Origin of the sequence: Amycolatopsis echigonensis, assembly GCF_002846615.1 — a bacterium.
Taxonomy (GTDB): domain Bacteria; phylum Actinomycetota; class Actinomycetes; order Mycobacteriales; family Pseudonocardiaceae; genus Amycolatopsis; species Amycolatopsis echigonensis.
In genome coordinates, this window is record NZ_PJMY01000003.1 from 1,708,613 (window position 1) to 1,720,964 (window position 12,352).

At 70.5% G+C, this 12,352-nt stretch carries 13 protein-coding genes; 6 read left to right on the plus strand and 7 right to left on the minus strand.

All coding sequences use genetic code 11. The features are described from left to right. Positions 1 to 195 precede the first annotated feature (195 nt). On the plus strand, positions 196 to 786 hold the full coding sequence (locus ATK30_RS12540; protein ID WP_101435756.1) for a DUF4190 domain-containing protein: 591 nt from the start codon (positions 196 to 198) through the stop codon (positions 784 to 786). Here the strand turns inward: ATK30_RS12540 and ATK30_RS12545 are convergent. Continuing rightward, positions 771 to 1,643 (minus strand): slipin family protein, encoded by an 873-nt coding sequence (locus tag ATK30_RS12545; RefSeq protein WP_101435757.1) that lies wholly within the window; start codon positions 1,641 to 1,643, stop codon positions 771 to 773. The genes ATK30_RS12540 and ATK30_RS12545 overlap by 16 nt on opposite strands. Before the next feature lie 93 nt (positions 1,644 to 1,736). On the opposite strand from ATK30_RS12545, the gene ATK30_RS12550 reads away from it, so the two are divergent. From ATK30_RS12550 to ATK30_RS12565, 4 genes are read left to right on the plus strand one after another with little or no spacing between them, the layout of a single operon-like run. Next, positions 1,737 to 2,642 carry an aminoglycoside phosphotransferase family protein gene (locus tag ATK30_RS12550; protein WP_167441894.1) on the plus strand — a complete coding sequence of 302 codons (906 nt, stop codon included), beginning with the start codon at positions 1,737 to 1,739 and terminating at the stop codon, positions 2,640 to 2,642. Positions 2,643 to 2,699: 57 nt separating this feature from the next. Continuing rightward, complete coding sequence (locus tag ATK30_RS12555; protein WP_101435759.1) at positions 2,700 to 4,010, plus strand: magnesium transporter MgtE N-terminal domain-containing protein; 1,311 nt, start codon at positions 2,700 to 2,702, stop codon at positions 4,008 to 4,010. Next, complete coding sequence (locus ATK30_RS12560) at positions 4,003 to 4,500, plus strand: DUF1003 domain-containing protein (RefSeq protein ID WP_101435760.1); 498 nt, start codon at positions 4,003 to 4,005, stop codon at positions 4,498 to 4,500. Before ATK30_RS12555 ends, ATK30_RS12560 begins: the two co-directional genes overlap by 8 nt. A gap of 25 nt (positions 4,501 to 4,525) precedes the next feature. Next, on the plus strand, positions 4,526 to 5,671 hold the full coding sequence (locus tag ATK30_RS12565) for an Mrp/NBP35 family ATP-binding protein (protein WP_101435761.1): 1,146 nt from the start codon (positions 4,526 to 4,528) through the stop codon (positions 5,669 to 5,671). 58 nt (positions 5,672 to 5,729) lie between these two features. Here ATK30_RS12565 and ATK30_RS12570 read toward each other — a convergent pair whose 3' ends face one another. The 5 genes from ATK30_RS12570 to sigE all read right to left on the minus strand — a co-directional run bounded on the left by ATK30_RS12570 (position 5,730) and on the right by sigE (position 10,211). Continuing rightward, the gene (locus ATK30_RS12570; RefSeq protein ID WP_101435762.1) at positions 5,730 to 6,236 is read right to left on the minus strand and encodes a hypothetical protein; all 507 of its coding nucleotides are present in this window, start codon (positions 6,234 to 6,236) and stop codon (positions 5,730 to 5,732) included. A 128-nt stretch (positions 6,237 to 6,364) separates the two neighbouring features. Continuing rightward, positions 6,365 to 6,793, minus strand: a complete 429-nt coding sequence (tatB, locus tag ATK30_RS12575) for a Sec-independent protein translocase protein TatB (protein ID WP_101435763.1) — start codon at positions 6,791 to 6,793, stop codon at positions 6,365 to 6,367. A 200-nt stretch (positions 6,794 to 6,993) separates the two neighbouring features. Further along, on the minus strand, positions 6,994 to 8,523 hold the full coding sequence (locus tag ATK30_RS12580; RefSeq protein ID WP_101435764.1) for a S1C family serine protease: 1,530 nt from the start codon (positions 8,521 to 8,523) through the stop codon (positions 6,994 to 6,996). 390 nt (positions 8,524 to 8,913) lie between these two features. Beyond that, positions 8,914 to 9,600, minus strand: a complete 687-nt coding sequence (locus tag ATK30_RS12585) for an anti-sigma factor family protein (RefSeq protein WP_101435765.1) — start codon at positions 9,598 to 9,600, stop codon at positions 8,914 to 8,916. Beyond that, a complete protein-coding gene (gene sigE / locus ATK30_RS12590; RefSeq protein WP_037353366.1) occupies positions 9,597 to 10,211 on the minus strand; it encodes an RNA polymerase sigma factor SigE in 615 nt (204 codons plus the stop codon). Before sigE ends, ATK30_RS12585 begins: the two co-directional genes overlap by 4 nt. A gap of 235 nt (positions 10,212 to 10,446) precedes the next feature. Between sigE and ATK30_RS12595 the strand changes: the two genes are divergently transcribed. Further along, positions 10,447 to 11,103, plus strand: coding sequence for an O-methyltransferase (locus ATK30_RS12595; protein WP_009072906.1), 657 nt, complete (start codon positions 10,447 to 10,449; stop codon positions 11,101 to 11,103). A gap of 32 nt (positions 11,104 to 11,135) precedes the next feature. On the opposite strand, the gene ATK30_RS12600 is transcribed toward ATK30_RS12595, so the two are convergent. Beyond that, positions 11,136 to 12,326 (minus strand): MFS transporter, encoded by a 1,191-nt coding sequence (locus tag ATK30_RS12600; protein ID WP_183126068.1) that lies wholly within the window; start codon positions 12,324 to 12,326, stop codon positions 11,136 to 11,138. Between the last annotated feature and the right edge of the window lie 26 nt (positions 12,327 to 12,352).

Genomic DNA, 12,352 nt, shown 5'->3' on the forward strand with positions numbered 1-12,352 from the left:
AACCGACAGCAGAGTGGTCACTAACCGGCGCTCTACGGCGCGTCCCTTTGTCATCGCTTCGCGGTTCCGGGGAAGCCGGGGGCGGCAGTGTCATCGAGGCCCTCGAAGGGCAACCACACGAGGCCGTCACCCCGGCTTCCGCCTAGTTCCTACCACAAGCCCCATCGGGGGACCTGCACGGAAGAGGGTGCACTAGTGACCACTCCGTCCGACCGCGATCCGGCGTACGAACCTCCGCCGACCGCGGACCCAGCTCCGTACGAGCCGCCGGCCACCGCCGAGCCCGCGCCGTACGAGGCTCCGGCGGACGCTGTCTCGTCTGTTCCGGAGGCGGACTCGCCGGTTCCGCCGCCGGGGTGGACCGCGCCCGACCCGGGACCGGTCGCGGTGCTGCCCGGCGACCAACCGGCCGCCGCCGCGCAACCGCCCGCGACGCCGTATCCCGTTGCGCCGCAACCGGGTCCGTTCGCTCCGCCGCCCGGGTACCAGAGCTTCCCGGCTCCGCCGCCGTACGGCGCGGCCTACCAGCCGTACCCGAATCCCGGCGACAGCGGCCTCGCGATCGGCGCGCTGGTGTGCTCGCTGATCGGCCTGGTGACCTGCGTCCTCGCGATTCCCGGCATCGCGATGGGGCACGTCGCGCTGGCCAAGGCCAACCGCAACGAAGCGGGCGGGCGCACCATGGCGCTCGCGGCCGTGGTGCTCGGCTATGTGACGGTCGCGCTGTGGGGCAGTTTCTTCGTGACGCTGATGGTCCTCGGCTTCAACGGCTACCTCGACCGCTGATCCGGAACCTCGCTCGCGTCGCCCTCGAGCGGGGCGACCTGGCCGTTGCTGACCTTTTCCGGGACCGGCTCCGCCGGCGTCCGCGGCTCCGGCGGTTTCGCCGCGGGGTCGGTCCGCGCGTCCAGGAATCGCAGCAACTCCACCGGGAACGGCAGCACCAGCGTCGAGTTCTTCTCCGCCGACACCTGGACCACCGTCTCCAGCAGCCGCAGCTGCAGTGCCGCCGGGGTGTCCGCCATCGTCGCGGCGGCCTGGGCGAGCTTGTGCGACGCCTGCAGTTCGCCGTCCGCGGAGATCACCCGGGCGCGGCGTTCGCGTTCGGCCTCCGCCTGGCGCGACATCGAGCGTTTCATCGACTCCGGCAGGGCGACGTCCTTGATCTCCACCCGGTCGATGTGGATGCCCCAGTCCAGAGCCGGGCTGTCGATCATCAGCTCGAGGCCCTCGTTGAGCCGTTCGCGGTTCGACAGCAGGTCGTCCAGGTCGCTCTTGCCGATGATGGACCGCAGCGACGTCTGCGCGACCTGGCCGATCGCCGACCGGTAGTCCTGCACGTGGACCGCGGCCAGCACCGGGTCGATCACCTTGAAGTACACGACCGCGTCCACCCGGACCGTGACGTTGTCGCGGGTGATGCCGTCCTGCGCGGGCACCGGCAGGGTCACGACCTGCATGTTCACCTTCTGCATGCGGTCGGCTATCGGCACCAGCAACGCGAGCCCGGGGTCGCGGACCTGCGGCCGCACCCGCCCGAACCGGAACACCAGTCCGCGTTCGTACTGCTTCACCACGCGCACGGCTGAGCCGAGCCACACCCCGCCCGCGACGACTACTGCGCTGACAATCTCGACGATCATGGCAGCTCCCGGGTTCGCCGACCCTTATCCATTCACTGTACGCGCGCGCGAAACCCCCGGAAACGGTTTGCGAGGCCGACCAGGATGGGCGTTGTGACCGTTTGGGAGATCCCGCCCGCCTTCGCCGAACGCGCCCCCAAGGTGCTGGGTCCGGAAGCCGTCCCGTGGATCGCGTCGCTGCCCGCGCTCGCGGAGCGGTATGCCCGGAAATGGCAGCTGGAATTCGAGGACACCGCCCGGCACGGTTACGTCGGCGTCGTCCAGCCCGCCCGGCGTGCGGACGGCTCCCGCGTCGTGCTCAAACTCGGCTGGGTGGAAGAAGAATCGCGCGACGAGCCGCTCGCACTGTCCACATGGGCCGGTCGAGGAGCGGTGCTGCTGCACGAATCCGTGCCCGAGGACGGCGCGATGCTGCTGGAGCGCCTCGACGACAGCCGGACGCTGGAGGATGAACCTCTGCTGTCCGCCGTCGAAATCCTGAGCGAACTCGCGCGGCGGCTCGCGGTGCCCGCGCCGGCCGGGCTCACCCGCACGCTGTCCGGCGTCGCCGAGGAACTGCTCGAAGAACTGCCGCGCTCGTGGCGGGAACTGGGCGAACCGCTCCCCCGCCGCGAACTGGACGCGGCGCTGGAGGTGTGCCGCGACCTCGGTCCGGAAGCGGGAAACGCGCTGGTGAACGAGGATCTGCACTACGAGAACGTGCTGTCCGGCACCCGCGAACCGTGGCTGGTGATCGACCCGAAACCGCTCGCCGGCGATCTCGAGTACGGCGCGCTTTCGTTGCTGTGGAACCGGTTCAGCGAATCCACACTGGACTCGAAGCTCGCCGCGAGCGGTCTGGACCGCGATCGCGCCAAGGCCTGGACGCTCGTCCGGGCGGTGCGGAACCGGCTGTGGCACGCGCAGGATCTGGTCGATTTCGGCGGATTGCCCGAGGACGACGACGGCCCGTCCGCCGAGGCGCTGCCCTCGCTGACCCGATGGGCGCTCGTAAGCTGAGAATTCGCCGAGTCTCGGTGCGAGCGCGCTCGGGCCTCAGCCGATAGTGTCGGCGCCATGGCAGGCACAAACCGGGTTTACGCAGCACAGCTCGCGGGTCTGCCGGTATTCGGGCCCGACGGGGAGTCGATCGGCAAGGTCCGCGACGTCGTCGCCGGGCTGCGGCTGGACCACCAGCCGCCGCGGGTCCTCGGCATGGTCGTGGAGCTGGCGACCCGGCGGCGGGTGTTCGTGCCCATGCTGCGCGTCACGTCGATCGAACCGAACGCCGTGACGCTGGCTACCGGTTCGGTCAACATGCGGCATTTCCACCAGCGGCCCAACGAGGTTCTGGTGTGCGGGCAGCTCCTCGACGCGCACGCGACGCTCGCCGGCACGGACACCCGGGTGACCGTGGTCGACGCGGCGATGGAGCCGACCCGCACGCGGGACTGGGTACTGGCGAAGGTCGCCGTCCGCGAACGGTCCGCCCGGCTGGCGCTGGGCAGGCGGCGCACCGCGATGCAGGTGCTGCCGTGGAACGAGGTCGGCGGGCTCGGGCTCACCGATCTCACCGGACAGCCGCAAGGCGCGGGCCAGCTGCTGATGCTGTTCGACACGATGCGCGCGGTCGACGTCGCGGCGACCCTGCGCGACCTGCCGATGAAGCGCAGGCACGAGGTCGCCGACGCGATGGACGACGAACGGCTCGCGGACGTCATCGAGGAGCTTCCCGAGGACGACCAGAAGGAACTGCTGGCCTATCTCGCCGAGGAACGCGCCGCGGACATCCTCGAGGCGATGAACCCGGACGACGCCGCCGACCTGCTCGCCGAACTCGCCCCGGCCGAGCAGAACAGGCTGCTGGAACTGATGGAGCCGGAGGAATCCGCGCCGGTCAGGCGGCTGCTGGCGTATTCGTCGGACACCGCGGGCGGTCTGATGACGCCGGAACCGGTGGTGCTGACGCCGGACGCGACGATCGCCGAGGCGCTGGCGCACATCCGCAACGCCGAACTCCCCGCCGCGCTCGCCAGCATGGTGTTCGTGTGCCGTCCGCCGACCGAAACGCCGACCGGCCGGTTCGTCGGCGTCGTGCACTTCCAGCGGCTGCTGCGCGAACCGCCCGCCGAACTGGTCGCCAGCGCGGTGGACACCGACCTCACCGCACTGCGCCCGGAGGCGACGTTGTCCGAGGTCACCCGGTATTTCGCGGCGTACAACCTGGCCTGCGGCCCGGTCGTCGACGCCGAAGACCATCTGCTCGGCGCCGTCACCGTCGACGACGTCCTCGACCATCTGCTGCCCGACGACTGGCGCGAAACCGGACTGCACGACGTGACCGATGGCGCTGACAGTGCCGATCTCCAGGAGGCCGACCGTGGCTGAGCTCCGGACCGCCCGCAGGCTCGACCAGCCGCGCAGCCAGGCCCGCCTGCGGCTGAACATCGACCCGGACACCTTCGGCCGGTTCACCGAGCGGGTCGCGCGGTTCCTCGGCACCGGGAAGTACCTGTTCTGGCAGACGCTGATCGTGGTCATCTGGATCACGCTGAACCTGGCCGCGGTGTCGCTGCAGTGGGACCCGTACCCGTTCATCCTGCTCAACCTCGCGTTCTCGACGCAGGCCGCGTACGCCGCGCCGCTGATCCTGCTCGCGCAGAACCGGCAGGACGACCGGGATCGCGTGTCGCTCGAAGAGGACCGCACGCGGGCCGCGCAGACCAAGGCGGACACCGAGTACCTCGCCCGCGAACTGGCGGCGCTGCGGCTGGCGATCGGCGAGGTCGCGACCCGCGATTACCTGCGCAGCGAGCTCGACCGGCTGCGCGATGATCTCGACGTGGACTCCAAGCAGCGCAAGGCGAAACAAAGCTGACCGGACCGGTACGTACGATGGAAGCGTGACTGGTACACAGCAGCTCCCCAGCGTCGACGACGTCCGCACCGCGCTGAAGGACGTGTACGACCCGGAAATCAAAAAACCGATCACCGACCTCGGCATGGTCAAGGACGTGGCGGTCGGCGACGACGGGCTGGTCACCGTCGGGATTTACCTCACGGTCGCGGGCTGTCCGCTGAAGGCGACGCTGACCGAGGACACCAAGAAGGCCGTCTCGAAGCTCCCCGGCGTCGCCGACGTGCGGGTCGAGCTCGACGTGATGAGCGACGAGCAGCGCACTGAGCTGCGCAAATCGCTGCGCGGGGACGCGGCGGAGCCGGTCATCCCGTTCGCGCAGCCGGGTTCGATGACGCGGGTGTACTGCGTGGCGTCCGGCAAGGGCGGCGTCGGCAAATCGTCGGTGACGGTGAACCTGGCCGTGGCGATGGCTGAGCGCGGGCTGTCGGTCGGCGTGGTGGACGCGGACATTTACGGCCACTCGGTGCCGCGCATGCTGGGCGCGCGCGAGAAGCCGACCAAGGTCGACACGATGATCATGCCGCCGCAGGCGCACGGCGTGAAGGTGATCTCGATCGGCATGTTCACCCCGGGCAACACCCCGGTGGTGTGGCGCGGCCCGATGCTGCACCGCGCGCTGCAGCAGTTCCTCGCCGACGTGTTCTGGGGCGACCTGGACATCCTGCTGCTGGACCTGCCGCCGGGCACCGGCGACATCGCGATTTCGGTGGCGCAGCTGATCCCGAACGCGGAAATCCTCGTGGTGACCACGCCGCAGCAGGCCGCCGCCGAGGTGGCCGAGCGCGCGGGCGCGATCGCGATGCAGACGCGGCAGCGCGTGGCGGGCGTGATCGAGAACATGTCGTGGCTGGAAACCCCGACCGGCGAGCGCATCGAGGTCTTCGGCGCGGGCGGCGGCCAGACGGTGGCTGATTCGCTGTCGAAGTCGGTCGGTTCCACGGTGCCGCTGCTGGGCCAGGTCCCGCTCGACCCGCGCCTGCGCGAACAGGGCGACGAGGGCACGCCGATCGTGCTGGCCGAACCGGACGCTCCCGCGTCGCTGGTGCTGAAGGACGCGGCGAAGCAGCTGTCGGTCCGGGCGCGCGGGCTCGCCGGGATGATGCTGAACGTCAGCCCCGCCGGTCGCTGACCCCCGCTCAGCAAAAGAGGCGTGCACCTTCTCCAGGTGCACGCCTCTTTTCAGGTTCTCAGGAAGCGTGCACCGTCACCAGGAGCGCGCCGGATTCGCGGAGCGTCACCTTGGTGTCGCCCGGCTTCGTGACCGTCCAGTCGATGTCCTCGGGCTTCTTCGCGGACACGTCGCCCGACTTGTCGGGCTGGTCCTGGACGTCGACGTTCTGCGGCTGGTCGGACGACACGACGATCTTGATCTTGTTGCCGACCTTGACGTCGACGACCTCGGCCGGCGGCGTGACCTTTCCGCCCTGGTAGGCGACGGTGACCAGCACGTCCACGCCGGGCTCGCCGGTCTGCGCGCCGCGCTTGACGTTCGGCTGCTCGCCGGTCGCGCCGCCGTTCCCGGGAGCGCTCGACGGTGCGTTCGACGGGGCCGAGGAGGACGGCATCGCCGGGGCGGGCACCGAAGTGTAGGTGGCGGGCGCCTTGGTGCTGGGCTCGTCGTCGGCACTGCACCCGGCGACGGCGAAGGCGGCCGCAGCGATCGTTCCGGCCAGCGCAGCCGCACGGCGTGACATATCGGGAACCTCCAGGGTCGGTTGAGCTGATGCCCTGAGGCTACCCAGCCTGATCAGCACGTCGTGCGTCGGCTTCGCCTGGTGTGAGCGGCGTTCGCGGTTCTCACATGGATCGCCGCGCCGGAGGGTCAGGTGGCGTCGGGATCGATCGGCGGACGCTCGCCCGGCTTCAGCGGTTCCGGCTGCGGCAGCGCGGTCTGGGGCTTGATCGTCGGAGTCCCGTTCGAGCCGTGGGATCCGTTCGACCCGTTGAGTTCGTTCTTGAACCCGTTCAGCCCCAGCGGATCCGAATCGCCGTCGAACAAATGCTGCGTGACGACCCGCTTCGGGTCGAGATTGCGCAGGCCGCGCAGGTCTTCGAGGGGTTTGCGGAGCTGGTCGAACTCGGGACCCATCTCCTCGCGCAACTGCTCGCGCGCGCCGGTCGCGAAGTCGCGTGCCTTGCGGACGCTCCTCGCCAGCCAGGCCGCCGCCTCGGGCAGCCGTTCGGGTCCGAGAATGAAAAGCCCGGCGATGATGAGCACGAGGATCTCGCCCCAGCCGACACTGTCGAACACCCGTGAAACCTCCGCTCGGTGCTGCCCCGCCCAAGACTACCCGGGCCGTTTCGCGTCCGGGCAGGCCCGAACGTCGCACGGCAGCTACTGTGCCGGTCGTTGCTAACCCGACCACAGCCACGGCCGAATGGCTTCGCAGCGACGGTTACGTGCCGCGCGGGCGGTCGGCCTGCTTTTGGCCGGATGAGTAAGAGCGGGTGTCAGTCCGACCCGAGCGTGACGTCCACCACGAGCAGCGCGCCGTCGCGGGCCAGCTGCACCGGGACGACCTGGCCGGGGTCGTGGCTGCGCACCGCGACGGTCAGCTCCGCGGAATCGCGCACGACGTGGTCGCCGACCTTGGTGATCACGTCGCCTTCCTTGATCCCCGCGGACGCCGCCGGTCCGCCCGGCGCGACGTTGCGCACCTGCGCGCCCATCGTGGACGAGCCGGCGACCGTCGAGGCCGCGTTGATCCCGATGTCGGCGTGCTTGACCTTGCCGTCCTTGATCAGCGCCTTGGCGATCTTGATGGCGTAGTCGCTGGGGATGGCGAACCCGATGCCGATGCTGCCGCCGTCGGAGCTGGAGGAGCGGATCGCGGAGTTGATCCCGACCAGCGCCCCGGTCGAATCGACGAGCGCGCCGCCCGAGTTGCCGTGGTTGATCGCGGCGTCGGTCTGGATGGCCGAATAGGTGACCGGTGCCGCCCCGTTGTCGCCGCCCGCGGTGACCGGCCGGTCGAGCGCGCTGACGATGCCCGAGGTGATCGAGTTCTGCAGCGCCAGCGGCGAGCCGACCGCGATCACCGCGTCCCCGACCTGCAGATCGGACGACTTCCCGATCTGCATCACGACCGGGTTGGTGACGTTGACCTTCACCACGGCGAGGTCGGTCTTCTGATCCGCGCCGACGATCTTGGCTTCGGTGCGCGTCCCGTCGTTGAACACCGCGGTGATCTTCGTGGCCGCGTCGCCGACCGCGCTCGAGACCACGTGCTCGTTGGTGAGCACGTACCCCTGCGGATCGATCACGACGCCGGAGCCCTGCTCGCCGCTGTCCGCGCCCGGCTTGACCACCTCGAGCGAAACCACCGCGGGCGACACCCGCCGCGCGATGTCCGCGAGCGACCCCGGCGGCCGTTCCTTGGCCGCCTCCGCCTCGGAAATCGTGGCGCTGCCCGTCAACGCGGACCCGGTGTCCGCGACCCACCAGCCGACCAGCCCGCCGACCGCGCCGATCAACAACGCGACGACGCCGAGCATGGCCAACGCCTTCGGCTGCACACGCCGCCCGAACAACACCTCAGGCAGGCTCAACCGCGCACCGCTGGGCAGCTTCTGCCCCTCGGTCTCGTCGTCCTCGGGAACGACCGCGGGGCCGCCCAGCACTGCCCCGGACGCCGGATCACGCCACGGATCATTGGTGTCAGTCCACAACGGATCTTCGGCGGCGCCATTCTCCCCGGCGGCTTCGAGCGGGCGCTGCAACCGCACGCCCTCAGCCCCGGGAGGCCTGCTGAACGCCTCCGCCAACGACTCAGGCGTCGGCGGCGCGAGATTGAGTTTCTGCCCGTTCCCGTTGGGCACCGGGGTGTAAAGCTTGTCGAACGCCCCCTCGACCCCGCGCGGACGCCCGAAGACAGCCGCCTCCTGCTGGTCGACCGCGGGCCGCTCAAGCGGCCGAGGCCCCAGCCGGTCCGTTCCGACGGCACCGGACTGGTCAGAATTCGCGTTCGGCTGGTCGGTCATCATTCCCCGGGATGCGGTTCAGTTCGGCTGAGAGTCGACGATACCCAAGCCTGGGATGAAGTGTGCCCAGACCGCAGTGAAATGCCTGTTGCCTGACCCCGTAACAGCTCCGCCACGCGGCCCAAGGTCCGTGAAGGGCCCCTTCACGGACGGCGGCGGGTCGTGAGGGCCCGCGCCGCGACGCGCCCACCAACCGCAGCCAATGCACCCAACCCAACCAGGCACCCACACCACCCCCGCACCCCGATACGAAGCCAAAAACACGGCGCGGGGATGCTTGTCAAGGCATCTTTCCCGCCTTGACAAGCACCCCCGCGCCGTAGTCACACTCAGCTTCGGGGTGCCCCCACGCAACCCTCTTTTCGCGGCGAAGCCGCGCCCTCCCCCGAACTAACGAGCCGCGACAGCCGCCCCCACCACAGACCGCGCCCCGTCCGGCGCCTCCGGCTCCGAAGAAACCGGTGCCGAAGAAACCGGTGCCGCAGACGTCCTGGGCACGTTCATGTTCGCAGGCAGCAAGTTCGCATTAGGCGTCCGAACCGGCCCTCCCCCGCCAGCCCCTTCGCCGCTATCCGCCGCGGTCCCGACGAGCGCGAGCGCGCTCAGCACGAGCCCGGACACCACGACCCCGGCTCCTTGCGCCGCCCGCTTCCGGCTGAAAGCGAACCTTCCGCCGCCGAGCACGGTCGCCGAGTGCCCGAGCGGCGCGGTTGTTCCCAACGGCGCCGCACCCCCCAGCACCCCCGCGTCGCGCAGTCCGGCCACCCGGTCCGGCCGCTGGATCGCCACCAGCTGACCGTCCGCGGTGACCGCGAGATTGTCCGGCGCTCCCGGCAGGTCAGTGTGCTCCGGAATGGACCGGAGGCTGGCCAGGAAGCCCGCCGACATCGGCGGCGCACCGGCGTCCTTCACCGCCGCGACAGCCTGGCGCTGCGCGGTCACCTCCGCCGCACAGCCAGGGCAGCGCGCGAGGTGCGCGGTGGCCCGGTCGTGTGCGGACGGCGACAGCTCGCCGTCGACCAATGCGACTACCGCGTCGGGCATGAGGTGGGATTCGGCGAAACGCCAGCCGCTCATACGGACACCTTCGCAGATTCCTCCCGGGTCGCGCGACGGCGCTCGAGCGACGCGCGCAGCGCCGAGCGGCCGCGGTGGATGCGGCTGCGCACGGTGCCGAGCTTGACGCCCAGCGTCGCGCCGATCTCCTCGTACGACAGTCCTTCCACGTCACACAGCACGACCGCGGCCCGGAACTCCGGGGGCAGCTCGTCGAGCGCCTCCTGCAGGTCGGGGTCGAGGTGGGTGTCGCTGTAGTGCTGCTCCGGGCTGGGGTCGTCGCCGACGATCCGGTCGGTATCCTCGGGCAGTCCCTCCATGCGCACGCGCGAGCGGCGGCGCGCCATGTCGAGGAACAGGTTCGTGGTGATCCGGTGCAGCCAGCCCTCGAACGTGCCGGGCTTGTAGGACGCGAGCGACCGGAAGACGCGGATGAACGTCTCCTGGGTCAGGTCCTCGGCGTCGTGCGTGTTGCCGGTGAGGCGGTAGGCGAGCCGGTAGACGCGGTCGGCGTGTTCGCGCACGACCTCGTCCCACGAGGGCGGCGTCCAGGCCGCCTCGGCTGCGTCCACGGTCACCGGAGCGGCCTCCGGCAGTTCGGCGTTCTGCATCAGGGGAGCAGGCACCTCCATCTGGGTCAACTCCTCTTCACCTCTGCCAACGCGGGCCGGGCACACGGTGTTCCCGTGCGGTTGAGACTCAGTCTGTCGGCCTTCCTTATGGAACTCATGAGACCGATCTGAGAGCAGCCTGAGAAGTTGGCCCGCGAGGGCCGTTCCAGGGTTTTCGCGGGCTTTCCTCCGAGCCGGAAGGCGCTTACCAGGGAGCCTTCGCTGATTTATCGACAACCAGCGCTAACCTTCGCGCGTGAGTTCGGGGACAGAGGCGGCGGCCGAGACCGGGGCGGTCGGCGCCGAGCAGGTCGACGGGTACCTGCCCGACGACGACGTGCTGGCCGCGGCACGGCTGCGCGCGGTCGACCTCGGTTGCGCCCCGCTGGCCCCCGGAGCAGGCACGACGCTGCGGTTTCTCGCCGCGACGGTCGCCGCGCGAGCGGTCGTGGAGGTCGGCACGGGCTCCGGCGTGAGCGGGCTGTACCTGCTGCGCGGGATGGCCCCCGACGGCGTGCTGACCTCGATCGACGTCGAGCCGGAGTACCAGCGGGCGGCGCGCAAGACCTTCCTCGAAGCGGGCTATCCGCCGGGCCGGATGCGGCTCATCGTCGGCCGCGCGCTGGACGTGCTGCCGCGGCTCACGCCCGGCGGCTACGACCTGGTCTTCGTCGACGCCGCGCGGATCGAGTACCCCGGCTACTACGAGCAGGGCGTGGCCCTGCTGCGCCGCGGCGGGGTGATCGTGTTCCACCAGGTCCTGGCAGGCGGACGGCTCACCGACCCGGCGCGGCGGGACCCGGAGACGATGGCGTTGCGCGAGGTCGCGCGGGCGGTCCGCGAGGACGACCGGCTGATCCCGGCGCTGCTGCCGGTCGGGGGCGGACTGCTGGTCGCCACGGCCTGCTCGTGAGCGGCAAGAACGGTTAGAACTGCGATCAGCACTCACGACCCCACCAGCACCCGCTCCCCGCGCCGCACCCGCGTGCCTGCCTGCACCGCCGCCACGGCCAGTCCCAGCCACACCACGACGGCCACGATCAGCCAGTTCCATCCGGCCCGCGCGTAGACGACGCTGCCGACCCCGCCGCCGACGCTGCTGCCCAGGTAGTACATGAGCATGTACAGCCCGCCGACCTGACCGCGCGCGTTCTCCGGGGCGTCGGCCGCGGCCCAGCTGTTCGCGATCGAGTGCGCGGCGAAGAACGCCGTCGTCAGCACGAGGAAGCCGACGACGATCAGCGGCAGCGAGTCCGGGATCGTCAGCAGCGCGCCGACCGCGGTCAGCAGCAGCACGCCGACCAGCGCCTGGCGACGGCCGATCCGCGCGGACAGCCGGTTGGCGGTGGCCGACGAAACCGAGCCCAGCGCGTAGGACACGAACACCAGCGACGCGATCGCCGGAGACAGATTCAGCGGCTCGCCGGTCAGCCGGAACCCGGCCGCGTTGTACAGGGCGACGAACGCGCCCATGGCCAGCAGCGCGACGGCGTACTGCGCGAGCAGCACCGGCCGGCGCACCGCGGAAAGCAGGCCGACGCCGATGTCGCGCAGGCCTTGCCGCTCCCCCGTCCTGACCGGCGAAGGCGGCAGCGTCACCACCGTCACGACCGCGCAGACCAGCGAAATCCCAGCCACCACGTACAGCGCGCCGCGCCAGCCGAACGGACCGGCGGTGAACCCGGTGGCCAGCCGTCCGGTCATGCCGCCGACGGTGTTGCCCGCGATCATCGCCCCGACCGCCGCCGCGACGCCGGTCTTCCCGAGGCGTTCCACGAGGTAAGCCGTTGCCACACCGGGGAATCCGGCGATCGCGACGCCCTGCACCGCACGCAGCACCAGCAGCAGCGGGTAGTTCGGCATGAGCGGCAGCAGAAGCCCGAGCACCGAGGAAATCGCGACCGACGCGATGATCACCGGCCGGCGGCCGATCGCTTCGGACAGCGCGGCGATGGGCAGCACCGAGATCGCCAAGGCACCGGTCGCCACGCTCACCGCGAGCGCCGCGCCGCCGGGGTCGAGGTGATACTGCCCGGCGAGCTGCGGCAGGACTGCTTGCGGGGCGTAGAGCAGGGCGAACGAAGTGAAACCCGCGGCGGCGACCGCGACCTTCACCCGGCGGGCGGAGGAGATCATGAGCCCGAAAGTAAGCTTCGCTAATC

Coding starts and splice junctions, on each gene's coding strand:
- ATK30_RS12545 (WP_101435757.1), bottom strand. CDS start 1,643: ATGATCGTCGAGATTGTCAGCGCAGTAGTCGTCGCGGGCGGGGTGTGG.
- ATK30_RS12555 (WP_101435759.1), top strand. CDS start 2,700: ATGGCAGGCACAAACCGGGTTTACGCAGCACAGCTCGCGGGTCTGCCG.
- ATK30_RS12570 (WP_101435762.1), bottom strand. CDS start 6,236: ATGTCACGCCGTGCGGCTGCGCTGGCCGGAACGATCGCTGCGGCCGCC.
- ATK30_RS12580 (WP_101435764.1), bottom strand. CDS start 8,523: ATGACCGACCAGCCGAACGCGAATTCTGACCAGTCCGGTGCCGTCGGA.
- ATK30_RS12585 (WP_101435765.1), bottom strand. CDS start 9,600: ATGAGCGGCTGGCGTTTCGCCGAATCCCACCTCATGCCCGACGCGGTA.
- sigE (WP_037353366.1), bottom strand. CDS start 10,211: ATGGAGGTGCCTGCTCCCCTGATGCAGAACGCCGAACTGCCGGAGGCC.
- ATK30_RS12600 (WP_183126068.1), bottom strand. CDS start 12,326: ATGATCTCCTCCGCCCGCCGGGTGAAGGTCGCGGTCGCCGCCGCGGGT.